This is a genomic window from Acidithiobacillus sp. TH-A67, from assembly GCF_057473545.1.
The window spans coordinates 24,100-45,417 of record NZ_JBYCKU010000004.1 but is presented as its reverse complement, the minus strand read 5'-3'; the positions used below and the strand labels follow the sequence as shown (position 1 = coordinate 45,417).

At 59.6% G+C, this 21,318-nt stretch carries 20 protein-coding genes, 1 tRNA gene and 1 pseudogene; 12 read left to right on the top strand and 10 right to left on the bottom strand.

Annotated elements, in window-relative coordinates:
* Positions 1–26 precede the first annotated feature (26 nt).
* Both AC2VNM_RS00680 and AC2VNM_RS00675 read left to right on the top strand, forming a co-directional pair.
* On the top strand, positions 27–965 hold the full coding sequence (locus tag AC2VNM_RS00680; RefSeq protein ID WP_483165939.1) for an MlaD family protein: 939 nt from the start codon (positions 27–29) through the stop codon (positions 963–965).
* A complete protein-coding gene (locus AC2VNM_RS00675) occupies positions 962–1,597 on the top strand; it encodes an ABC-type transport auxiliary lipoprotein family protein (RefSeq protein WP_483165940.1) in 636 nt (211 codons plus the stop codon). Before AC2VNM_RS00680 ends, AC2VNM_RS00675 begins: the two co-directional genes overlap by 4 nt.
* On the opposite strand, the gene AC2VNM_RS00670 is transcribed toward AC2VNM_RS00675, so the two are convergent.
* Together AC2VNM_RS00670 and AC2VNM_RS00665 are read right to left on the bottom strand one after the other, a co-directional pair.
* Positions 1,594–2,043 carry a universal stress protein gene (locus tag AC2VNM_RS00670; RefSeq protein WP_483165941.1) on the bottom strand — a complete coding sequence of 150 codons (450 nt, stop codon included), beginning with the start codon at positions 2,041–2,043 and terminating at the stop codon, positions 1,594–1,596. The genes AC2VNM_RS00675 and AC2VNM_RS00670 overlap by 4 nt on opposite strands.
* Positions 2,040–3,746, bottom strand: coding sequence for a proline--tRNA ligase (locus AC2VNM_RS00665; RefSeq protein WP_483165942.1), 1,707 nt, complete (start codon positions 3,744–3,746; stop codon positions 2,040–2,042). The genes AC2VNM_RS00670 and AC2VNM_RS00665 overlap by 4 nt, the downstream gene beginning before the upstream one ends.
* Positions 3,747–4,111: 365 nt before the next feature.
* Between AC2VNM_RS00665 and AC2VNM_RS00660 the strand changes: the two genes are divergently transcribed.
* Together AC2VNM_RS00660 and AC2VNM_RS00655 are read left to right on the top strand one after the other, a co-directional pair.
* On the top strand, positions 4,112–5,047 hold the full coding sequence (locus AC2VNM_RS00660; protein WP_483165943.1) for a sulfur oxygenase reductase family protein: 936 nt from the start codon (positions 4,112–4,114) through the stop codon (positions 5,045–5,047).
* 141 nt (positions 5,048–5,188) lie between these two features.
* Positions 5,189–6,184 (top strand): SLAC1 family transporter, encoded by a 996-nt coding sequence (locus AC2VNM_RS00655; RefSeq protein WP_486912695.1) that lies wholly within the window; start codon positions 5,189–5,191, stop codon positions 6,182–6,184.
* 30 nt (positions 6,185–6,214) lie between these two features.
* On the opposite strand, the gene AC2VNM_RS00650 is transcribed toward AC2VNM_RS00655, so the two are convergent.
* Genes AC2VNM_RS00650 through AC2VNM_RS00635 form a run of 4 tightly spaced genes read right to left on the bottom strand, consistent with a single transcriptional unit; the run spans position 6,215 to position 12,016 of the window.
* Entirely contained in the window at positions 6,215–7,363 is a 1,149-nt protein-coding gene (locus AC2VNM_RS00650; RefSeq protein WP_483165945.1) for an MFS transporter, read from the bottom strand.
* Positions 7,364–8,875 carry a GMC family oxidoreductase gene (locus AC2VNM_RS00645; RefSeq protein ID WP_483165946.1) on the bottom strand — a complete coding sequence of 504 codons (1,512 nt, stop codon included), beginning with the start codon at positions 8,873–8,875 and terminating at the stop codon, positions 7,364–7,366.
* Positions 8,876–8,879: 4 nt separating this feature from the next.
* The gene (fabG, locus tag AC2VNM_RS00640) at positions 8,880–9,665 is read right to left on the bottom strand and encodes a 3-oxoacyl-ACP reductase FabG (protein WP_483165947.1); all 786 of its coding nucleotides are present in this window, start codon (positions 9,663–9,665) and stop codon (positions 8,880–8,882) included.
* Positions 9,662–12,016 carry a glycoside hydrolase family 15 protein gene (locus AC2VNM_RS00635; RefSeq protein WP_483165948.1) on the bottom strand — a complete coding sequence of 785 codons (2,355 nt, stop codon included), beginning with the start codon at positions 12,014–12,016 and terminating at the stop codon, positions 9,662–9,664. Before AC2VNM_RS00635 ends, fabG begins: the two co-directional genes overlap by 4 nt.
* Before the next feature lie 50 nt (positions 12,017–12,066).
* Here AC2VNM_RS00635 and AC2VNM_RS00630 point away from each other — a divergent pair.
* From AC2VNM_RS00630 to AC2VNM_RS00605, 6 genes and pseudogenes are all read left to right on the top strand, one after another.
* A pseudogene (locus AC2VNM_RS00630) lies at positions 12,067–13,130 on the top strand (polyprenyl synthetase family protein).
* Positions 13,131–13,135: 5 nt separating this feature from the next.
* A tRNA-Pro gene (locus AC2VNM_RS00625) sits at positions 13,136–13,212 on the top strand.
* 57 nt (positions 13,213–13,269) lie between these two features.
* Positions 13,270–13,455, top strand: a complete 186-nt coding sequence (locus AC2VNM_RS00620) for a hypothetical protein (RefSeq protein ID WP_483165950.1) — start codon at positions 13,270–13,272, stop codon at positions 13,453–13,455.
* Positions 13,452–15,203, top strand: a complete 1,752-nt coding sequence (locus AC2VNM_RS00615) for a peptidoglycan D,D-transpeptidase FtsI family protein (protein ID WP_483165951.1) — start codon at positions 13,452–13,454, stop codon at positions 15,201–15,203. The genes AC2VNM_RS00620 and AC2VNM_RS00615 overlap by 4 nt, the downstream gene beginning before the upstream one ends.
* Before the next feature lie 8 nt (positions 15,204–15,211).
* Positions 15,212–15,523 (top strand): hypothetical protein, encoded by a 312-nt coding sequence (locus AC2VNM_RS00610; RefSeq protein WP_483189649.1) that lies wholly within the window; start codon positions 15,212–15,214, stop codon positions 15,521–15,523.
* Complete coding sequence (locus tag AC2VNM_RS00605) at positions 15,505–15,783, top strand: hypothetical protein (protein WP_483167225.1); 279 nt, start codon at positions 15,505–15,507, stop codon at positions 15,781–15,783. Before AC2VNM_RS00610 ends, AC2VNM_RS00605 begins: the two co-directional genes overlap by 19 nt.
* On the opposite strand, the gene AC2VNM_RS00600 is transcribed toward AC2VNM_RS00605, so the two are convergent.
* Entirely contained in the window at positions 15,784–17,619 is a 1,836-nt protein-coding gene (locus AC2VNM_RS00600) for an ABC-F family ATP-binding cassette domain-containing protein (RefSeq protein WP_483165954.1), read from the bottom strand.
* 77 nt (positions 17,620–17,696) lie between these two features.
* A complete protein-coding gene (locus AC2VNM_RS00595) occupies positions 17,697–18,050 on the bottom strand; it encodes a DUF4870 domain-containing protein (RefSeq protein ID WP_483165955.1) in 354 nt (117 codons plus the stop codon).
* A gap of 134 nt (positions 18,051–18,184) precedes the next feature.
* Between AC2VNM_RS00595 and AC2VNM_RS00590 the strand changes: the two genes are divergently transcribed.
* Positions 18,185–19,087, top strand: coding sequence for a uracil-DNA glycosylase (locus AC2VNM_RS00590; protein ID WP_483165956.1), 903 nt, complete (start codon positions 18,185–18,187; stop codon positions 19,085–19,087).
* Here AC2VNM_RS00590 and AC2VNM_RS00585 read toward each other — a convergent pair.
* Positions 19,036–19,977, bottom strand: coding sequence for an NAD-dependent epimerase/dehydratase family protein (locus tag AC2VNM_RS00585; protein WP_483165957.1), 942 nt, complete (start codon positions 19,975–19,977; stop codon positions 19,036–19,038). The genes AC2VNM_RS00590 and AC2VNM_RS00585 overlap by 52 nt on opposite strands.
* Positions 19,974–21,059, bottom strand: coding sequence for an LLM class flavin-dependent oxidoreductase (locus AC2VNM_RS00580; protein WP_483165958.1), 1,086 nt, complete (start codon positions 21,057–21,059; stop codon positions 19,974–19,976). Before AC2VNM_RS00580 ends, AC2VNM_RS00585 begins: the two co-directional genes overlap by 4 nt.
* Positions 21,060–21,074: 15 nt before the next feature.
* On the opposite strand from AC2VNM_RS00580, the gene AC2VNM_RS00575 reads away from it, so the two are divergent.
* The gene (locus tag AC2VNM_RS00575) at positions 21,075–21,317 is read left to right on the top strand and encodes a hypothetical protein (protein WP_483165959.1); all 243 of its coding nucleotides are present in this window, start codon (positions 21,075–21,077) and stop codon (positions 21,315–21,317) included.
* Position 21,318 lies beyond the last annotated feature (1 nt).

Genomic DNA, 21,318 nt, shown 5'->3' with positions numbered 1-21,318 from the left:
AAGTCAATTTTTCCGGGGGTCGATCATTGGAAAGTCGGGCGCACGCTTTGATTGCCTTGGTCTTCGTTGTCGTGTTAGGGGCAGCACTCACGGTGGCCGGACTCTGGATGCACCATTCAGCGCCGGTCGGCAAGCTTTACAATGTCATCTCCCCGTACAGTGTGACGGGTCTTACGGTGCAAGCGCCGGTGCGTTTCAAAGGCGTGCGCGTGGGCGAGGTGAAGTCCATTGGTTTCGATCCACGCAATCCGCGTATGGTGCGAGTGCAAGTCAGTGTCGACGCCAATACCCCCATCACCAAAGCGACCTTTGCCGAGTTGGAACCGCAGGGGGTGACGGGACTGAGCTATTTGTCGCTCAACGATGCCGGCACGGATTTTTCTCCGCTGGCGCATGCGCCAGGGCAGGTTCCCGACATTCCGATGCATCCCAGTTTCATTCAGGTGCTATCCCGCAGTGGCGAATCCCTGGTCAAGCAGGGCAATGAATTGGCCTTGCGCATGAACGACCTCCTCGATGAGGAGAACCGCAAGCACTTCACGGCGACCTTGCGGCACCTGGACCAGGCCAGCGCTGAGCTGGCCGAGCTGGAGGCCGCTTTACAGCCAGCTCTGCGGGAGTTGCCGTCGACCATCGCCGCGACACGCTCGACCATGCAGTCCAGTCAGCAACTCGTGCGTCACCTGGATGATCTGGCACTTGCCGCCAAGGCACCTTTGCAACAGCTCAACGGTACCAGTGTCGCCTTGCACCAGTTAGCGAGTTCCGGTCAGCAGAGTTTCGCCGTCCTCAATGATCAGACGCTCCCGCAGCTCAATGCCCTGACGCAGAGTCTATTGCAAAGCAGTCAGGACTTGGGCGCCCTGAGTCGTGAATTGCGGCAAAACCCGCAATCGCTCCTGTATGGGCGTGGAGCACCGCCGCCCGGTCCGGGACAGTCGGGCTTTGCCGGGGGAAACTCATGAAGGGAAAGTCAAGTTTCTGGCGCGTTTTCGTGGGCAGTGCGCTGGCGTCGACAAGCTTGGCCCTGGCGGCTTGTGCCAGTGCGCCGGCCTGGCAGCAGCCGTACGCCTTGACTGCTGCGCCGGATACTCAGCCCGTGAGGCAACACCAGGCCGGCGTGTTGCGTCTGGAAGCCGTCACGGCGCCGAGCTGGTTGGCGGGCGAGGAGTACCTCTACCGTTTGCAGTATGCCAGTCCCCAGGCCCTGCGACCCTATAACGATGCGCGCTGGGCGGCGGCGCCGGGCCAGATGCTGACCCTGTTACTGAGCCAACGTCTGCGACAGCAGGGCGACTGGCGCGCCGTCCTGGGGCCGGCGCAGGCGGGCCGTCCGGCCTTGCTGCTGCAATTGGGGCTGCAAGACTTTACCGTGCATTACAGCAATGCCACGGCGGGCGAGGCGCAGATCTCCTGTACCGCTACCCTGCTGGCCGCTCGGGGCTATCGCGTTCTGGCGCAGAAAAGTTTTGCCGTCCAAGCACCTTTGCCAAGTACTGGACCCGCTGCGGGTGCCACTGCCATGAACCGGGCCGCTCAGGAGCTGGTGGCGCAGATCGGCGATTGGGCGGCGCAACACAGTCCCGCCGCAGACTAAGCGGCTGCAGGAGCCTTGACCACCAGTACCGGACAGTGTGCGTGGTGGACCACGGCACTGGCCACGGAACCCAATAGTAGGCGACCAATCGCCCCTTGCTCCTGACTGCCGATGACGATCAGGTTATATCCCCCTTCTGCCGCATATTCGCAGATATTCCGGCCAATGCCACCCGCTTTTTCGAGAAGTAAACCGTGGCTCGGAACACTGGTGGATTTTTGCAGGGCATCCAGTCGTTCCTGCGCCAACGAACGCAGGCGCTGCATCATCTCCAGAGAACTCGGTAGCAGCTCCTCCGGAAGCTGCAGGTCCATGATCTGGGTATCAAGGATGTGCAGCAGGGTGAGCTCGGCCTGATGCAGGCGCGCCTCCTCGCCTGCGTGCGCAAGGACCGTGCTGGCCATTCCGCTGAAATCGACGGCGACGAGGATTTTGTGGTAGCTCATCTGGGTTCTCCTTGCAGGATGCTCAGCACCTCTGCTTCGCTGAGCAGGCGATTTTCACTGTCGCGGCGGCCGCGGTATTCCCACAGACTCTGCGCCAGAGTCTTTTCACTGATGACTAGGCGATGGGGCAGGCCAATCAGGTCCATAGTCGCAAACTGTACCCCCGGACGTTCGTCGCGGTCATCGAGGAAGACTTGCAGTCCTTTTGCCTCGAGCTGCGCCATCATCGCTTCGGCGGCTGCCAGCACCGCCGGCGATTTCTTGGCCTGGATGGCGACGATGCCAACGTCAAAGGGCGCCATGGCGGGTGGCCAGCAGATGCCACGTTCGTCAAAATTCTGTTCGACAGCGGCAGCGACGATGCGCGATACACCAATGCCATAGCAGCCCATGAGCACGACCTGCTCTTTCCCGGACTCATTGAGGACGCGTACGCCCAGCTTCTCGCTGTAGCGGGTGCCCAGCTGAAAAACGTGCCCCACCTCGATGCCGCGGCGAATGCCCAGGCTACCCGTGGCACAGTGCGGACAGGCATCCCCTACCTGAACATTACGGAGGTCCGCTGCTTGTGGGTGCGGCAGATCGCGTTCCCAATTGAGATTCAGCCAGTGCTGTCCGCCAATGTTGGCGCCCGTACTGAAGTTGCGCAGGACTAGAACCCGCTGGTCCGCGACGATGGGCAGGGGGGCCGGCAAGTCCTTGGGGCCGAGAAAGCCAAAGGGCACGCCGAGCAGCTCCTGGGTCTCTTCGGCGCTGGCGAGGCGTAGTGTGTCCGCGTCCAGCACACGCGCCGCCTTGATCAGGTTCAGCTCATCATCTCCCCGTAGCAGAAGCAGCATGGGTTTGTCATCGGCAAAGACCAGAAGACTCTTGACCACCTGAGCAGGACTGACGCCGAGCATCTTCGCCTGTTCTTCTACCGTGCGAATCCCCGGAGTAGCCCGTTGCTCGGCAGGTAGAAGGGGATCGCTGCTGTCCGGCAGCGGACGGCTACGAGCCAGCTCCTGATTGGCCGCGTAGTTGCAGGCCGAGCAATGCACGATGGCATCTTCTCCGGAATCCGCCAACACATGGAATTCATGGGAGGCCTTACCACCGATGGCCCCGGAATCGGCATCGACGGCGCGAAATTCCAGGCCCAGGCGCGTAAAGATGTGGTGGTAGGCGTCGTACATTTCCTGATAGGTGGCCCTCAGGGAGTCTTGATCGATGTGAAAGGAATAGGCATCTTTCATGATGAACTCGCGTGCACGCATGAGTCCAAAGCGCGGACGAATCTCATCGCGGAACTTCGTCTGCACTTGATACAGGTTCAGCGGTAGTTGTCGATAGGAGCGGATCTCCCGCCGCGCCAGATCGCTGATCACCTCCTCGTGGGTCGGTCCCAGGCAGAAATCGCGTTGATGGCGATCTTTTAGGCGCAACAGCTCGGGGCCATAGAGTTCCCAGCGCCCCGACTCCTGCCACAGCTCTGCCGGTTGTACCACTGGCATCAGCACTTCCTGAGCACCAGCGCGTTCCATCTCCTCGCGTACTACCGCCTCCACCTTGCGCAGTACGCGCAGGCCCAGCGGCAGCCAGGTGTAGAGGCCCGAAGCGAGGCGGCGGATGAAACCGCCGCGCAGCAGCATCTGATGGCTGATGAGCTCGGCTTCCGCTGGGGTTTCCTTGAGGGTGGGAAGAAAGAATTGACTAGCGCGCATACCCGATCCATGACTACAGAAAGATGGTGCAGTGTAGGCAAAGTCAGGGCCACGCAAAAGGGGGAGGAGCGAGCTGTAGGGTAACCCATGTCCCCGCGCTCCATGCGTCGGGTAGGTCGCATGATTTCGTTGCTGCGCCGCGGAGCGCGCCGGTGATCATGCGGCAGCAGTTTTTTATTGGCGGCTGTATATCAGTGAGATTTTACTTTCATCGATGACACAATCGGCGAATTGTTTTGTAATTTTCTGTCCATTTATTTGTATGTAGTTATCTCAAAATATATTTTTTCTACAATATTTTGAACTTTGTCCTATTTGATTGGTCATAATTTCTGTCTTGCAACGGAAAAAGGAGAAGATGAGGAATGAGTAATAACCCTATTATTGCTATCAATCAGTCAAAAGTTGCCAATCGTCCAGAAAGCTATCAGACGATGATGAAAATTGGCCCAAAAGTTTGCATTACTACGGCATCTCACCACGGATTCCTGGGCTTTGAACAATTGCTGCAAACGGGAATCCATCCCATGGCGGGGCGCTACGGCGGCGGCGCTATCGATATGCGCGAGACGCTCAATCCTATTGGCATGTTTCAGTACACCGTATGGAAAGACGTAAAATCCCACGAAGAAATGCATCATGATAATTTCAAGGAAATTTATGAGCTTTGCGGTGATTGTCTGGACATGGTGATCGAGGGACCGTGGGAGCCATACTATGAAATCGTCCGTTCGGATTTGCCACCGATCATTGCCATAACCGACGTTCCCGCTGCCTTGGGCGGAGCCTTTGCCAAGCAAGAGGCTGTTCCCAAGGTAGCACTGGCTGCCAAGCGGGCCATTGCGATTGGTGATCACTGGGTCATGGATGGGCATGAAACGGCGTTTGAGGAGGGGGCAGAGCGTACGCTCAGTTGGTTCAAAGAGAACATTCCCGGAATGATTGGTTGGATGATTCTAAAGCAATTCGGTGTTTCGGCCATTGGTTCCTTCCAGCTCGATCCGCAAGGAATGTTGAAGGCAACTCTGGGAGCCAATCCGCCAAAATATAATACCAATCGCGGCAGCGCGATCCCCAGTACGCCACCAATTCCTGGGCAAACTCCAGTTCAATATCTGGTACACATGGAGTGGGAATCGCCAGAGGCGGCTCACATGGGCATTGCCCACGCGATGCTCGACTATGAGTGTCGTCAGATTCACAACGATGGTGTATTGGCACACCTCGACAAAGGCCCCTATTACCAGATTTTCGCGCCGATGATGGAACAAGGGCAGTGGCGGAAAAGACTGGTAAAATAGCGGGGAACTGAGTTAAGTTACCAGACTGGTGATGAAAAAGAAATCGGTTTTCGGAGCGGTCGCTCCTTTTCTGCTGTATGCAACGCTACGGAATTTGCGATACTTTTTGTGAAGAGAAAAGCCGACTGGAAACCGACAGCGATGCCCTACGCGGTGGTCATGGCCACCGGCGGAACGGCAAGTATGGTGGCAGCGGCTGATTATTGGCTGCTGGCCACAACCTTGCTCACCTTGGCCTGCCTGCAGGCAGTGTACATTCCATTGACCTGGATTTGGCTCCGGCGTCGATCCCTGTCGATGCCACCGAGCTTCCACTTTGCCCAAAGGTCGGCTGATCAGTATGTCGGCGCCCACACCATTCCCCTTGGTTTGGCGGTATTAAGCTCGGGGATGGCGTTTTTTGGGTATGTGGAAGGCATACCAGCATTGCTGGGCTTGGCAGAGTTCCTGCTCGCTCTCAGTTGGCTGCTAGTACTTCTTTGTGCAGCACAATTCTTCCTGGCTTTATACCGGTTCGGGATTTCGTTGGAACGGGTGAGTGGTGCATGGTTCCTGGTGCCGGCAGCGGTCTTGGGAGCCAGCGTTGCTAGTGGAGATGTCGTCGCATCGACGCAAAGCGATTGGAACCTTGTCGTCGTTGCCGGTGCCCTGCTGGGTGGGATTCTATATGCTGCCATCGCGTTCCTAGCAGTCCTGCGCATTCGTCGGTTTGGCTTGCATGGCGTACCGCAGGCCCCCTGGTGGATCGCCATGGGCTGTGCCAGATTCGCCGCCCTGGCTCTGGGGCATGCCTGGGCCTGGCAGAATTTGACCCCTGCAGCACACCATGCGCTCGCCATGCTGATCATACTGGCGGAAATTGTCGCCATCGTTCTGTTCTTTCCAATAGCCTTTCGCAGCGCCATTTTTCTGTTCCGTAACTGCGCCTTCCGCAACCCCGTTGCCTGGCCTCCCACGTTCTCCACGTCGGTATTCGCGCTGAGTTGCCTGCAGTCGGCATCAATCCTTTCCATCCCCGCGTTCCACTGCTTGGGGATTGTGGCTGGATTTTTCGCATTACTCTTTTGGTTTACCAGTATTTTCTGGGAGCTGTGGCGCAGAGTCACAGCGGGCTATTTCGCCAAGGAGATACGCTGACTGTCGATTGGGCACAAAAATTCGATTTTTCTAGTGCGTTGGCTTCTGTCCCGTGCTATTACGCCAAGCCAGCCATAGGAGGGGAATGGCCCACAAAGCGGAGAACTGATAAATCTGGTTGAGAGACAACAAGGATTGCAGGGGCCCCAGTCCGGTCGAGCCAATGCCCTCACCGACCATCAATGCCCCCACCAGTAGTCCTGCCATTTGTGTTCCCTCCTTGCCATGACGGGCAACACCAAACGCCATGCTATAGGGGTAATAGACGCCACAGGCTATCCCCGCCAAGGCAAAGAACAAGAGCAGAGATTCGGCGCTTTGCAACTGCGGAATGATCAGAAAGCAGGCAGCCATTCCCAAGGGTATGGCACGATAGACCCAGCATCGCGAAAGCCAGTGGTCGGGAATGGATCCGAGGACAAAGCGCGCGACGGTCTCGCCGCCCCAGAACAGGGACAGGGCTGCAGCACCCGTTGCCCGCGGGAAATGATGATCGACGCTGACCAGAATATTCGCCCAACTGCCAAAGCTACCCTCGCAGATGGCGTAGATGAGGACTGCGGCAGCAAAGGGGATCATGGATTTTTTCCAGGCGCGCAAGCCACCGATCTCCTGTCCCTGTTGTTCTTCCTGGGCCTGGGGCAGGAGCAAGACCAGCAGCCAGAGCAGGAGGATGACTGCGGGCCACAGTACCCAGGTCAGCCAGTTGGAGGACAGATGCAGGAGCATGGGGGAAACTGCCGTGGCACCGCCAATCACGGCATTCAGGATGGTGACGGCCGCCGTGGCGCTACCGGCAAAGATCAGGGTAGAAGCTCGGTTGATGGCAGCGTTGGTCAGACCAAAACCGACGCCAAGAAGCAGTGTTTCGGCGAGCAGCAGAAAAACTACGGAACCATGCCCGCTGAAGTAGGCAAGGACCAGCAGTCCCATGGCGATTGCGTTGCTCAAGATGCCAATACGAAAGAGTCCATGCGCACCGAGGCGCCTATGGATGCTCCCGGCGGCGAGGGCGGCGATGACGGCACCAATGATCTCCGGAAAATACAACATGCCATAGGTACTATTGCTCATGTTGTACGGCGCGCTGCGCAGGATACTCCCCAGCGCCGGGATCAGCACGAAGGCCGAACCCTGCAGAAACCCCGCCGCAAATACCGCTGTCGTGCCCTTTTTCACTCAACTGCTCCGCAGTCGTTCGCGCAGAACGCTGGCTACGCGGATGGCGTTGGCCATGATGGTGAGAGAGGGGTTCACCGCGCTGATGGAAGGCATGAAGCTCGCGTCAACCACATATAGATTGTCGAGATCATGGGCCTTGCAGTTACGATCGAGAACACTCGTCTGCGGGTCATCGCCAAAGCGGCAGGTTCCCACCTGGTGGGCGGTAGCGGAGATATCCATGGACTGAAAGAACACCAGGGGAAAGCCGATCTTCTGTAGAATGTCTTGCCATTTTGCGCAGAGACGGCGATGGCTCTCACGATTTTTGGGTTGCCAATGCAGCTGGATGCCGTCGCGCTCATCCACGGTGACGCGGTTTTCGGGGCTTGGCAGATCCTCTGTTGTCAGCCACCAGTCGACAGAATGGCTGGCCGCCCAGGCGGTCATGGGAATTGGCCAGCGCGGACGTTGCGCATGCAGCAGGGCCGGTGTCACCTTACCAAGGCCCTGGATATGGCCAAGGGGATAGGGGTAATCGGGATCGCCAGAGTCTTCGTAAAAATCATTCAGAGCTAGGGTTTTTTGGAAGATACTGCGGTTCTCGCGGGTGATCTTGATCGCCATGCAGGCGCTGTTGAGGTGACACATATAGTTGCGTCCAACCTGATCACTACTGTTGGCGATGCCATTGGGAAATGTCTCGCTGCGGGAGGCCAGGAGCAGAGCGGCGCTATTGACCGCGCCCGCCGCCAGGACCACGACACGGGCATGGTAGCGGTGCTGATCGGTCTCCACCCCGGATACCCGTCTGCCGTCCTCTGCCAGAAGGATCCTGCGTACTCGCTCGTTGCGAAGCAGGGTGACATTGGCGTGTTGCAGGGCCGGTCGTACCCCACAGAGCTCGGCGTCGCCCTTGGCATGAACGAGACAGGGAAAGCCGTCACAGGTGGGACAGCGCACACAAGGACTCTGCGCAGGGTCGTCTTCCAAGCGGTGCAACGCCAGCGGCAGGGGGAAAGGATGATATCCTTGGGCGCGTAAGGCCGTATCGACCAGCGCTATGTCTTCCTCGTGGGGCATGGGGGGAAATGGATAGGGGCCTCGGGCTCCCTCGGTTGGGTCGCTCCCGGCTGCGCCATGGGCGAAGTACCAGTGCTCGGCAGTATCGTAATGGGGCGCCAGATCTTCGTAACAAATGGGCCACGCCGGCGTCACCCCGTCGACATGGCGACGCTCCCGGAAATCCGTGGGACGCCGCCGCAGGATGGCCGCGCCGTAAAACTTGGTATTGCCACCCACGTGATAGCCCGTCACCGGATGGAAAGGCTGGCCGTCGCCATCCCGCCAGGTTTCTTCGGTATGGTAGCGGTAACTTGCAAAGACCGTTTGTGGATCCCAGTTGCCCCATTCGCGCGGCAGGTAATCACCACGCTCCAGAATCAGGATGCGCAAACCGCTGTCGGCCAGGGCGCGGGCGAGGGTGCCGCCACCAGCGCCACTGCCGACGATGAGGACGTCGACGTCCATGGGTTCAGCCTCCGTGGCGAAAATCGGGATAGATCAGCATGCCGCCATCCACCGCGAGGGTGGTACCGGTGATGTAACTGGCCAGATCGCTCGCCAGAAAGGCCACGACTGCGGCAACCTCTTCCGGTTTGCCCAAGCGACCCATGGAGATTTTTTTGTCGAGGTCCTTGAGGGATTCCGGATCGTCCCAGACCGACTGATTGATAGGGGTCTTGATGGCACCGGGGGCGAGGGCGACCACCCGAATGCCCTTGTCGGCAGTTTCCTGGGCCAAGGTCTTGGTGAACATCGACAGGCCCGCCTTAGCACTGGTGTAGGCACTGTAGCCCTCCCAGGGAATGAATTCATGTACCGAGGTGATGTTGAGAATCACGCCGTGTTTTTTCTTCTCCATTCGGGAGATGGCGGCGCGGGCACAGTAATAGGGACCCAGCAAATCCACTGCGATGACTTTTTCCCATGCTTGCGGGTCGTCGTCCCCTACCAGGGCATGGGGGCCATCCATCCCCGCGTTGTTGACCAGGATATCCAGGCCACCAAACGCGCCTTCGACGTTGCTCAGGAGCTGTTCCACTGCCTCCGGGTCGGAAATATCGGCGGCAAAGGCCCGAGCTTTGCCCCCCGCTTTCTCAATGTTGCGTACCACGGCTTCGGCCTCTTCCTGTCCTTTACGGTAGTGCACCGCCACCTCTGCCCCGGCCGCAGCCAGGGTCTCGCTCATGGCGCGCCCCAATCCGCCGCTACCACCCGTCACCAAGGCCGTTCTGCCGGCCAGGTCGATACTGATCATGCTACACCTCCAATAATCTGCACGGAAAAGTCTTCTCCTTGCCAACTCTGGCTGTCTGCCCAATACAAGGCGAACTGTAGGCTCTGCCCGGGGCGTAATTTGCGGGTAGGCAGGCAGGCCAGGTATCCCAGACCCCAGTCTTCGGCATCGAGATCCTGTACCTTCTGCCAACCATCGATGCCCCAATGGATACGGAAAGGGGCAGCCAGGAGAATGCGCAGCTCTTGTCCAGCGAGCAATTTGCGTGGCCGATGGCGTAGACGCCAGATGCGGTAGTCCAGTTCCGGCTTCTTGCCCGCGTAACGTTTCCAGGTCTGCGCTGGACGATCCACGGCATGCCCTTTGATCGTGCTGTGGCAGAGCTTGAGAAATTCGCCGTGGGTCCAGCAGAGGGGCATGGCGGAGCCGCTGGGCTTACCTGGAAACAGCCCCTTTTCGGGAATCGGATCACTTTCCCAGATCTGTTCCGGTAACAGACCGCCCGCGCCGGTCATGGTCGCCATGGCGCGCAGGTAGGGCAGCGGATCTTCCCCGGCAGCGAGGGCATAATGGCCGCGCTCGCCAGTGAGCAGCGGCCAGCCGCGCCCGATGCCCGTACCGTCGAAGGGGCTGCCGTCGCGATGCTCGCCGTAGCCATCGCCGTTGTAGCGGTGCCAGACCGGACCGCTGGGTGTGTCGCTCTTGAGCAAGCCATCCATGACCTTGACCGAATCCTGAATATGCGGATCGTCGGCGGCACGTAAACCATAGCGCACCAATTGTAAGAAGTCCGTAGCCACCTGTTCGTTGGCGGACCAGTGCGGATCCTGAGCGCGGTTCTTGATCAGCATCCATTCATCCTTGGCCCCGTCATGGGTAAGGACGTCGGCTGGAGCAATGCGCATGAAGTAACCCGATACCTGAAAACGCCGGGCGAGATCGGTACCACGCGTAAAGGTCCACTCTTCCAGATGGACATTCCAATAGTCTGCGAGCATCAGGGCGCACTCCGCCGCCTTGCCTTCCAGAAAGGACGCCCCCTCGACTAATGCAGCGATGGCGACGGCGAGGGTAAAAGCATTGATGCCACCATCTTCTTCCCAGCGATCCTGGCCGGTAACCGGCCCTTCGCGCACGATGAATTGCAGGGCGCGCTGGATCATGTCGGTGACCGCCATGTCTTGCAAGGCCTCGCGTTCCTGTAGCAGGCTGGCGAGCAACACGGGGAAGCCGGCTTCATCGAGCTGAATGCCTTGCCAGAAGGGTTTGCCGCCCAGCCACTGATTCTGTAGCCAGTGCCCGTCGGCCTGTTGGGTGCTGATCAGGTAGGCCAATACCTGGCGAGCCTCGCCCAGGGCACCGATGGCTACCAGAGCGCCGGCACTTTCCACCAGATCGCGAGACCAGACCAAGTGATACCCGCCACGGCTGTCGCTGGCCTCGCCCCAGGGCACGGAAAGACTCGCCACGCGGGCACCGGGAAAGGTGTGATCCTCGTGCACTTTGAGGACATTGACCGAGCGGGCATAAAGGGTATGCAGATCCTCGGGAATCTTGCGTGCGAAGCTGCGTGGTAAGGGATGCTGACGATGCCAATTGTGCCAGGCCGTCTGATATTCCTCGGCAATTTGCGCGAAGCCACAGACGAGCGAGGCCCAGGCATTGGTGGCAGCCGCTTCTTTGCTGCTGCCGAGACCCAGCGCCAGATGCCCCTGTCGTGGTAATTCACCTGATAAAGCCACCTCGCCGGGCCCGGCGCTGTCGTAGTGCCAAAGCATACGACCATTCTGATTGAAGTCCTGCCAGAGATCGCTCGCGCCGACCTCACCCACGGAGCGACGGAAATAGCCCGGTAGTCCCTCCTGGTTTTGGCAGAGCAGGGCCAGGCCAAAAGGTCCCTGTTCGGCCCAAAGCAATTCGCGCCCCTCCCAGCTGCCACACCAAGCTTGATTCTGTGTGGCGTCCCCTCCCAGGCGGGCGGCACAGAGCAGATACGGGCGGAGTTTCTCGTCACCTTCCAGGGAATATTCCAGCAGCAGGACGTCGCGATCTGGGTCGGGGCAGATGCGCAGGGAGAAGGTGAAGCGTTTATGACGGTGGATGATTCGGGGTAGTGGGATTTGCGGATCTTCGAGTTGAAATTCGTCGTTGGCCAGGTTTTTGATCTCCACCCAAAAGCCTTGATCATCGGCAATGATGAAGCCCATATCGCGAATCTGCGGGATGTCGATGCGGGGGTAGAAAACCTCCGTCAGGATTCCCCGCCCTACGGTAAACCACACGCGGCTGTTTTTGGGAGCAACGCCAACACAACTTTTCTGGGCCGTGGCCCAGACGGGGTGGCGCCAGCTGGGCGATGGTGCATGAGACATCGGCTACACTCCTTCCCGGGTAACGTTGCATACAAGTATAGGGTACGAAGATGGAAATCGCCTTGACAAAGAAGCGCCCGGCTACCGACAATTGCCACAATTTGCGCGAGTCATGGGGTTCGCGCCATAGCGGGAGAGAGCACAGAATGGATTTTGCTGGCGTAAAAGAGCTTGTCCAGGCCGACATGCTGGCAGTGAACCGCATCATCCAGGAACAGTTGCAATCTGGCGTGCCCACCATCCCTGCCATGGGTGCGTATCTTGTCAATGCCGGCGGTAAGCGTCTACGCCCCATTATCCTTCTGCTCGCGGCGCGCCTGGGAGGAGATCGCAGTGGCCGACCCATTCCCCTGGCAGCGGTCGTGGAGTTCATTCACACCGCCACCCTGTTGCACGACGATGTGGTGGATGGTTCCGAATTGCGGCGCAGTAATGCCACCGCCAATCAGATCTGGGGCAACGCCGCGGCGATTCTGGTCGGTGATTTTCTCTATGCCCGCTCCTTCGAGATGATGGTCAAAGATGGCGACATGCGGATCATGGCGACCATGGCTGAGGCTACCAGTGTCATCTCGCAAGGCGAGGTGGCGCAGCTGGAAAACGCCAACGATGCCGACCTCGATCCCGAGAGTTACTATGCCGAATCGCCGCCAAGACCGCCAAGCTTTTTGAGGCCGCCGCGCGTCTGGCAGCCATTGTCAATCGGATGTCTGTCGAGCAGGAAAATGCCCTGGCCGAATATGGTCGGCTCCTGGGAACGGCTTTCCAGCTCATGGATGATGCCCTAGACTATGAGGCCGCTGCCGAACGCATGGGCAAAAATCGCGGTGACGATCTAGCCGATGGCAAGGCCACCTTGCCTTTCATCCACGCCATGCGTGAGGCGAGCCCGGCGGAACAAGCCATTCTGCGCGCTGCTCTCGCTGATGAAACGCGTCAGCATCTCCCTCAGGTTCTCGAAATCATTGCCAAGACCGATGCCATTGCATACACTTTGCGCTCTGCTGAAAAAATCGCCCGTCAGGCACGCGATTGCCTGCAGGACTTTCCAGAGTGTTCCGAGAAGGAAGCTCTACGGTTTTTGGCAGATTTTGCGGTCCATCGTGATCACTAACGCATCGGGGCGTGGCTCAGCCTGGTAGAGCGCCGCCTTCGGGAGGCGGATGTCGGAGGTTCGAATCCTCTCGCCCCGACCAACAACAGCGCCTGCTTGCATAGCAGGCGTTTTTTCTATAAGGGAGACCGCTGGTCGGATGTGGAAATATCTCATCCTGATTGCCATTGCTGCCTATGGCGTGTGGCGCTGGCGCTGGGCAAGGCATCTGCAGCGAGGACAGCCAATGATGCAGGATCTGCAGCAATGCCGCCGCTGTGCGCGCTACTTTCCGCCGCGATCAGCTATCCCCTGTAGCGACCCGCTTTGCCCGCGCAAGCCATGAGCCGGGAACCCAGTCCGCGCTTTCGATCCCTGCCCGGCTGGCGTGCCGGCCTCCTGATTCTGCTTATCCTTGGCGGCTTGGCCCTGGTGTTGGGCCGCGATACCGAATTACAGTTCCTGCAGAGGCACCTGCTACGTGGGCAAGGCGAGATGCGCTACGTGCAGGAGCGTCCCTTGCCAGCCCAGCGCGGCATCATTTATGCCGCCAACGGGCAGGCCCTGGCGGTCAATGTCCCCGCTGTCACCATCTGGGCCGATCCGCGAATCTTCCAGCACTACCGCAAAGAGTGGCCAGCCGTCGCCCAGGCACTGCAGATTTCGGGAAATGAGCTGGAAGCCCGCCTCCAGCGGGGGTCGGCGCAGTTTGTCTATCTTCTGCGTCAGGTGCATCCGCAGCTGGGCCAGGAACTGGAAAAGCTGCATGTACCTGGTATCTACGTCGAAAAAACCAGCCGCAGCTACTACCCTCTGGGTTCGGTAACGACCCCGCTGCTCGGTCTGGTGCATCTGGATCATCACGGTGCAGCGGGACTGGAACGCGGTTTTGACAGTTGGTTGCAGGGCAAGCCCGGGCGGGAAAAGGTGCTCGTGGATGGCAAGGGTGACATCCTGCGGGTATTACAGACGCAGCCGGCGCAGAACGGCCATGACCTGCACCTCACCATTCAGCCGCAGATCCAGTACTGGGCCTATATGACCTTGCGCGCTGCCCAGAAGCACTTTGGCGCGGAGAACGGTTCGGCGGTGGTCATGAATGTGCACACCGGCCAGATTCTCGCCATGGTCAGCGTGCCGTCCTGCAATCCGAATATGCAAAATGGCTGTGCCAGTCCTGACGACTACGTGAACAATGCAGTGCATCAGGCCTTTGAGCCGGGGTCGGTGATGAAACCCTTTGTCGTCGCTGCCGCATTGGCTACTGGCAGCATTCAGCCGGACGAAAGCTTCAACGTATCGCATTGCCTGCCTATCGGGGGTTTCTGTTTGCGTGACGATGTCGTCCACCAGGAACTCGATGTGGCTCACATCCTCAAATATTCGAGTGACATTGGCGCGGCTAAGATCGCCTTGCGCACCGCACCGGACGCTATCTACAACATGTACCGCAAGGCCGGCTTTGGGCAGGACCCTGACTTGGGCTTCGACGGGGGTACCAGTGGGGTCCTGCCGCCGCCCAACACCTGGGACAAGGCACGCCATGCCACCATCGCCCTGGGCTACGGTGTATCAGTGACGACCCTGCAGCTGGCCGAGGGCTATGCCGCCATCGCCAATGGCGGCGTGCATGTGCAACCGATCCTGATTGCCGGACAACCCACCCGTCGCGATCGCATCATGGCAGAAGGGATCGCCAAGCACTTGCGCCATTGGCTCGAGGGAGTTTGTAGCGCGAATGGCACCGGCATTCTCGCCGCCATTCCTGGCTACGTGGTGGGGGGCAAAACCGGTACCGCCAACCTCGCCAATGGCAAGGATGGTTTCCAGAAGAACAAGACCAATGCCACCTTCGTCGGTTTTGCCCCCGGTTTTGCGCCCGATCTGGTGATGGCGGTATCCTTGCGCGGCAGTACTCGGTATTGGAACTTTGGTGGTGTGGAGTCGGCACCGGTGTTTCGCGTGACCATGCACCATGCCCTGCAGCAACTGGGAATCGCACCGCGTTGGTGTGGGACGCACCCTTGCGCCTCGGCCACTAAGCAGATCACGCAGGCGCAGGCAGAGATCTGGGCGGAAGGAGGCGGAAATTGAGAAAAAGCATGGATAGGGTAGACCGTTGGATGGCAGGCATCCTGGCCGGCGGCGTGGCGCTGATTCTGCTCGGGATTCTGCTCGTCGCTCTGTTCGCCCGCGTGCCGCTCTCACACCTCGAAATCAACGCCCAAGGCGCGCAAATTCTGCGGCATGCTGGAGTCCTGGTGGAGGCTGCGCCGGACTGGCCGGGCGCCTATCGCGTCAAACCCTTGGCCAGCAATGCCGCCTTTTCATCGACTGCCACCCTGTATTTTTCCTCGGGTAAAAGTGTCCGGTTGCCGCGTCATGATGTGTTGCTATGGGTCTATCGCGGTTGATGCCCATCCTGCGTGGCCTAGTGCAAATCGTGTTGGTGCTCCTCGCCGTGCTGCTGGGACTGTTGGTGGACGTTTTGTTGTTGATCCCCGGACTGCTACTGGCGTACCTCATTACCGGAACCCCCTGGCAGTGGGATGGTTGGGTACCCAGTCCCCAGCAGATCCCCACGCCATGGCTGGCGATGGGGCTTGCTGTCCTCGCCACGCTGGTTCCGGCTGCTGCCGATTACCTGGTGATTCGAATTCTGCGACTGCCCTGATTACCCGGTATTACTGAGTTCTGCTTCCTTGGTCTCCAGCGCCTCCCAGCGCGCATAAGTGGCCTCCAACTCGGCGTTGATGCGCGCCGCTTCCGCCTGCAGGGCTATGGCTTTTTCGCTGCTCTGATAGGTCTCGGGCTGGCCCAGCAGTTCTGCGAGACTCGCCTGCTCCTGCTCCAGGGCCTCGATCCGTGCCGGCAACTCGTCCAGTTCCTTGCGCTCGCGCATGCTGAGAGATTTTGGGCGCCGTGCTGCTCTCTGCGGCTTGGCGCCCTCTTGGCCCTTGGCCTTTTCGGCGTCGCTCGGGATAGCTTGTGTCGCCTGCCAGGCGAGAAATTCCTGATGCCCGCCAGCGGTGTTCAGCCAGCGACCCTCGCCCAGGCTGACGATGCTCTGGGTGACTACATGATCGAGAAAATCCCGGTCGTGAGAGACCAACAGGACCGTGCCAGGAAAGGCCAACAGACGATCCTCCAGGACCTCTAGACTTTCCAGGTCGAGGTCGTTGGTCGGTTCGTCCAGGACCAGGATGTTGGCAGGTCTGGCAAAGAGGCGGGCGAGAAGCAGGCGGGCCCGTTCCCCGCCGGAAAGCCCCTTTACCAGGCCACGGGCACGATCCGGCGCAAAGAGAAAGTCCTGCAGATAACCGAGTACGTGTCGACGCTCACCATCGATATCGATGAAATCATTGCCATCGGCAATTACGTCGACGACCCGGGTCTCCGGGTCGAGCTGCTCGCGCAACTGATCAAAGTAAGCGATGGATTGTCGCGTGCCGAGACGGACACTGCCACTGTCAGGTTTCAGCTCCCCCAGGATCAGGCGCAGGAGGGTGGTTTTGCCGGCGCCATTGGGGCCGATGATCCCCACCCGGTCACCGCGTTCGATGCGGGTGGAAAAGCCGCGCAAAATCTGCTGCTGGCCAAAACGCAGAGAAACCCCCTCAAGCTCGGCGACGAGATTGCCAGAACGTTCGGATTGCTGGATATGAATCTGTGCTTCACCGATCCGGCCCCGCCGGCGCTTGCGCTCCTCGCGCAGTTGCTCCAGTCGGCGCAGGCGACCCTGGTTGCGTTTGGCACGAGCCTTGACGCCCTGCCGCAGCCACGCCTCTTCACTGGCCAGTTGTTGTTCAAGGCGGCCGAGATCCGCCTCTTCGGCGGCGAGCAGTTCCTCTTTGCGCTGCTGGTAGACGGAAAACTGGCCAGGGAAGCTGCGCAGCTTGCCGCGGTCGAGTTCGATGATGCGAGTAGACAGGGACTCCAGAAAACGACGGTCGTGGGTCACGAAGAACAGCGTGCCGCGATAGCGCAACAAGGTTTTTTCCAGAGCCTCGATACCCCTCAGATCCATGTGATTGGTGGGCTCGTCCAAAAATAGCAGTTCTGCCCCGTGAATCAGGGTGCTGGCAATGGCCAAGCGTTTTTTCTGCCCGCCGGACAGGCCGTTGATTTGCCGCTCGCGCGGCAGATCCAGGCTGTCGCAGAGCGCCTCGGCTCGCGCCGTGAGGGTCCATCGCTCTGGCGCGTCGTCGTGAAGGGCCTCACCGCTGGCGCTATCCTGGGGGCTGGCCAGTAGGTACGCAAATACGGTCTGCTGCTCCGGAAGCTCGGGCTCCTGCGGCAAAAACGCGCGTCGCAGGGCCGGGTCAATCCACAAACTGCCCCCGTCCAGCAGATATTGCCCGGCGAGTGCCGCAAGCAAGGTAGATTTGCCTTCACCATTGCGGCCAATCAGACCGATGCGCTCGCCAGCCTCGGCGCGCAGATCGGCGTGATCCAGTAGTACCCTGCCGCCCCACTCGATGAGGGCATCATGCAACTCCAGAACGGGCAAGACGTTACCCTCCCTTAACCAGATGAGCAGCTAAGCTTAGGGGAGGGCAGTGTTGCCCGACAAGAGCCGGACGCTGATCAGCTTACCAGACGCAGAATTGCTGGGTACCGGTAGGCTTCACCACTACTCGTCTTTACTGCCGCCAGAATACAGAACACCAGGTTGACAATGAGAAGAAGCGGAAAAATAAACAGACCAATCAGTAAAGAGCTGAGGATGGTGGCAATCACGTAGCCAATCAGCATGGTGATCTGGAAGTTCAAGGCTTCTTTGAGCTGCCCTAGCAGCCAGGCGTTGGCCTCCTGCTTTTTCAGCAGGTAGACAATGAGCGAGGGAAGAAAACCAAAGAGAATGCCACCCGCATGAACGAGCGTGGCAATGTTGCGATCTTCGTTAGGATTTTCTGGTACTACAGTAGTAGATTCCGACATGTGACGCTCCCTTGTGTTGTTTCATAGAAATTATAATGTTACCGGAAAATCTTGTCTATCCTCTGGCGTTACTTCACCGCGTCGACTTTCCGAGCAGGTTTCTTTGTGATTCAGAGAGGGGCTATCATCCCAGCATGATCAGCAAGATTTTCAGTCCAGCGCAAATCGTCTATCTGCAGTTGCTCGAGGTGGCCCTGCCAGAGGTCATGGAGGGACAGTCGACATCTCAGCAGCAAGAGGCCCGTTTGGTGCCCGTTACCCGTTTGTCAGACATGCCCGCCACGCCTCCCGTGAGGGCGATCGAGGACATTCCAGAGCTTTCCGCGGAGGATCCCTTGGCCGATGCTGGCGCAGGACCGCAACCGCCGGCAATCCCAGCAGTTGAAACCGCGACACCGACAGATGTTGAGCCAGCTCCAGAAGAGGATCGTGTCGCACGCATCGCGCGCATGGATTGGGCCGTGCTCGAGGCGAGTATCCATGCCTGTCGCGCCTGCAGTCTGGGCGAAACCCGGAAGAATGCCGTTGTTGGTGCGGGTACTCGGCCGAGCCCCTGGCTTTTTGTGGGGGAAGCGCCTGGGGCCGAGGAAGATCGCCGCGGTGAGGCCTTTGTCGGTCGTGCTGGACAGTTGCTCGATTCCATGCTCGGAGCAATGGGGCTCAGTCGGCAGGAGCAGGTCTATATTGCGAATGTGTTGAAATGCCGCCCGCCGCAGAATCGCGACCCTCTCGGCCCCGAGGTGCGCTCTTGCCTGCCCTTTCTGCAGCGCCAGATTGCTTTGCTGCAACCGCGCATCATCGTGGCCATGGGACGTTTCGCGGCGCAGAGTCTGCTGCAGAGCGCCGAGCCGCTCGCGAGTTTACGCGGCTTCGTGCAACGCTACGGCGATATTCCCCTCATCGTTACCTATCACCCCGCCTATTTGCTGCGGAATCCCATTGAAAAACGCAAGGTCTGGGAAGATCTCAAACTGGCTCTGCAAACCTACGCGGACTTGCCACAGGGGAGCGATGCCAAGGCTTCGCCCACAGTATAGCCGGGGTGCCAGCCTAATTCCTCTTCCGCGCGCTGACAGCTCACAATCAGGGGATATTGCAAGCCCAGCAGCCAACCCGGGTCCCCTAGGCGCCGAGTGAAGGGGCGCAGTCTTTGGTGCAGCCAGTGTAGTTGCCGTGGCCTGACAGGGAGTTGCCATCGTCGCGGAATTTGTGACCAGGCCACGGGCTCCGGCGCGGCGATGTTGAAAGCCCCGTGCGCGCCCCGCTCCCAGGCGGCCAGGATGGCGGCAGCGGCGTCTTCCTCATGCAGACATTGAATGGGCAGATCAGGATTGGGGAGGCGCAGGCCAATTGGTGAGCAGGCGATGGCATTCACCAGAGGCTGGGCGTGTTGCCCGACTATGGCATGCAGACGCAAGCGGCTGAGTCGCAATTCTGGATGGCGCAGGCTGTATTCCTGCATCAGCGCTTCGACGGAAGTCTTGTCTTCTGCGTAGGCAAAGCCCGGCGGCGGACGCAACGGCTGGTCCTCGCTGATGCCTTCTGGATTATCTGGCCAAGCGCCATAGACCGCCACGCTACTACTGTACACGAAGCGCTCGACCCCGACGCTACTCGCTGCCTGCAGCAAGCGCCCGCTGCCCTCGCGATTGATTTCAGCCATCTCTGCCCGCCAATGGCGCTGCCGACCTAGACGCGGGCTGAGCACCACAAAGGCGAGATGGATGACGCTGTCCACGCCCGCCAGAATGGGTTGCCAGTCGACTGCACGCAAATCACCCTGCCGCCAGTGCAGGCGTGGGTGCCGCATTGTGGCAGGCAGAAGATCGAAGGCGATGATCTCGGGCCTGTCTGGGTGTTCCAGCAGGCGTGGCAGCAGGACGCTTGCCGTATGGCCAGCCGCCCCGGTGAGCAGAATGCGGCTCATGCCGCGTCGGCAGGGGAGTCGTTCAGCGCGGGCAAGACTTCGTGGGCCAGGAGTTCGAGGGAGCGCCGCGTAACATCGGAAGAAACCATACCCGCACCTACCGCCAGCAGCAGGCGATCCACCCCTGCCCGGGCATAGCGCGCCAGCCCTTTGCGGCACTGCTCGGGGGTGCCCACCACGACCATGCCCATGGTCTCCAGCAGGCGCAGGCTCAGGCCTTTTCGCAGTAGCGGTTCGAGAAATGCCAGGCGATGGTAATACTCGTAACTTTCACGTAACTGCGCCAGCACGGGCCGGGTCTGATCGAGCAGACGCTGATAATACCAGGTGAAGCCTTCGGCCAAGCGCCGCGCTTCTGCGCCATCTTCCAGACACAGGCAGCCAATGGTCATGGCAAAATGCGGATTGAAGCCGGGCATGGCGGCATACGAACTTGCTTGCACGGCGCGGCGGTAGGCTTTCAGGTCCTGCTTGATCAGAAACCACGGTTTGAATGGACCACTGAGCACGCCGATGCCTTCCTGCGCGGCCCAGCTAAAGGTTTGCGGACTGACGGCGGCGACCCAGAGCGGCGGATGGGGTTGTTGTAGCGGTTTGGGTAGAATATCGATGTTTTCCAGCTGGTACAGCTTGCCCTGGTGCTGCACCGGCCCCCCTCCCGCGGCACGCAGAATCGCCAAGCCCTCTTGCAGATGGGCGCGGCTGTCACTCATTGCGGCGCCAAAGATAGCATATTCTCGCGGCGAGAAGCCGCGGCCGATCCCCACCTCCAGGCGGCCATTAGAGAGAAGGTCGAGTGCCGCAACGCGTTCTGCCACCCGCACGGCGTTGTTGTAGGGTAGGGCGATGACGGCGTGGCCAAGACGCAGCCGCTGAGCACGCTGACTAGCGGCGGCCAGAAAGACCTCAGGGGCGCTGGAATGCGAATACTCGCGCATGAAGTGGTGTTCTACCAACCAGGCGCCATGAAAGCCCAGCGCGTCCGCCAGCGCGAGCTCCTCCAGGGTTTCGTGATAGACTTGTAGCTCGCTACGCGGAAGATGGGCGGGTACCGCCAGTTCGTAGAAGAGATCCACCTGCATGATTCGGGAGACTCCATGTCAACTCATACGCCACGACAGATCGCCGAGCGTCTGGAAATTGCCATCCTAACATCAGAGCAGATGCGACTGCACTGGGTCGATGAGCAGGATCAGACCCACTACATGACAGTGGTTCTGCCCCTTGCCGTGGAGGCGGGGGAAAGTGCCGATTACCTGCGTTGTCGGGTGCTGGAGGACGACACGGAGATTCGCGTGCGCGTCGATCTGATCCAGAACCTGCCAACCCCAGTCAAATAGA

Excerpts from the sequence above, each read along its gene's own strand:
- AC2VNM_RS00635 (WP_483165948.1), bottom strand. The coding sequence starts at position 12,016 with ATGTCTCATGCACCATCGCCCAGCTGGCGCCACCCCGTCTGGGCCACG.
- AC2VNM_RS00610 (WP_483189649.1), top strand. The coding sequence starts at position 15,212 with ATGGATAGGGTAGACCGTTGGATGGCAGGCATCCTGGCCGGCGGCGTG.
- AC2VNM_RS00655 (WP_486912695.1), top strand. The coding sequence starts at position 5,189 with ATGCCCTACGCGGTGGTCATGGCCACCGGCGGAACGGCAAGTATGGTG.
- AC2VNM_RS00605 (WP_483167225.1), top strand. The coding sequence starts at position 15,505 with ATGGGTCTATCGCGGTTGATGCCCATCCTGCGTGGCCTAGTGCAAATC.
- AC2VNM_RS00675 (WP_483165940.1), top strand. The coding sequence starts at position 962 with ATGAAGGGAAAGTCAAGTTTCTGGCGCGTTTTCGTGGGCAGTGCGCTG.
- AC2VNM_RS00620 (WP_483165950.1), top strand. The coding sequence starts at position 13,270 with ATGTGGAAATATCTCATCCTGATTGCCATTGCTGCCTATGGCGTGTGG.
- AC2VNM_RS00665 (WP_483165942.1), bottom strand. The coding sequence starts at position 3,746 with ATGCGCGCTAGTCAATTCTTTCTTCCCACCCTCAAGGAAACCCCAGCG.
- AC2VNM_RS00595 (WP_483165955.1), bottom strand. The coding sequence starts at position 18,050 with ATGTCGGAATCTACTACTGTAGTACCAGAAAATCCTAACGAAGATCGC.
- AC2VNM_RS00615 (WP_483165951.1), top strand. The coding sequence starts at position 13,452 with ATGAGCCGGGAACCCAGTCCGCGCTTTCGATCCCTGCCCGGCTGGCGT.
- fabG (WP_483165947.1), bottom strand. The coding sequence starts at position 9,665 with ATGATCAGTATCGACCTGGCCGGCAGAACGGCCTTGGTGACGGGTGGT.
- AC2VNM_RS00670 (WP_483165941.1), bottom strand. The coding sequence starts at position 2,043 with ATGAGCTACCACAAAATCCTCGTCGCCGTCGATTTCAGCGGAATGGCC.
- AC2VNM_RS00645 (WP_483165946.1), bottom strand. The coding sequence starts at position 8,875 with ATGGACGTCGACGTCCTCATCGTCGGCAGTGGCGCTGGTGGCGGCACC.
- AC2VNM_RS00575 (WP_483165959.1), top strand. The coding sequence starts at position 21,075 with ATGTCAACTCATACGCCACGACAGATCGCCGAGCGTCTGGAAATTGCC.
- AC2VNM_RS00585 (WP_483165957.1), bottom strand. The coding sequence starts at position 19,977 with ATGAGCCGCATTCTGCTCACCGGGGCGGCTGGCCATACGGCAAGCGTC.
- AC2VNM_RS00580 (WP_483165958.1), bottom strand. The coding sequence starts at position 21,059 with ATGCAGGTGGATCTCTTCTACGAACTGGCGGTACCCGCCCATCTTCCG.
- AC2VNM_RS00590 (WP_483165956.1), top strand. The coding sequence starts at position 18,185 with ATGATCAGCAAGATTTTCAGTCCAGCGCAAATCGTCTATCTGCAGTTG.
- AC2VNM_RS00660 (WP_483165943.1), top strand. The coding sequence starts at position 4,112 with ATGAGTAATAACCCTATTATTGCTATCAATCAGTCAAAAGTTGCCAAT.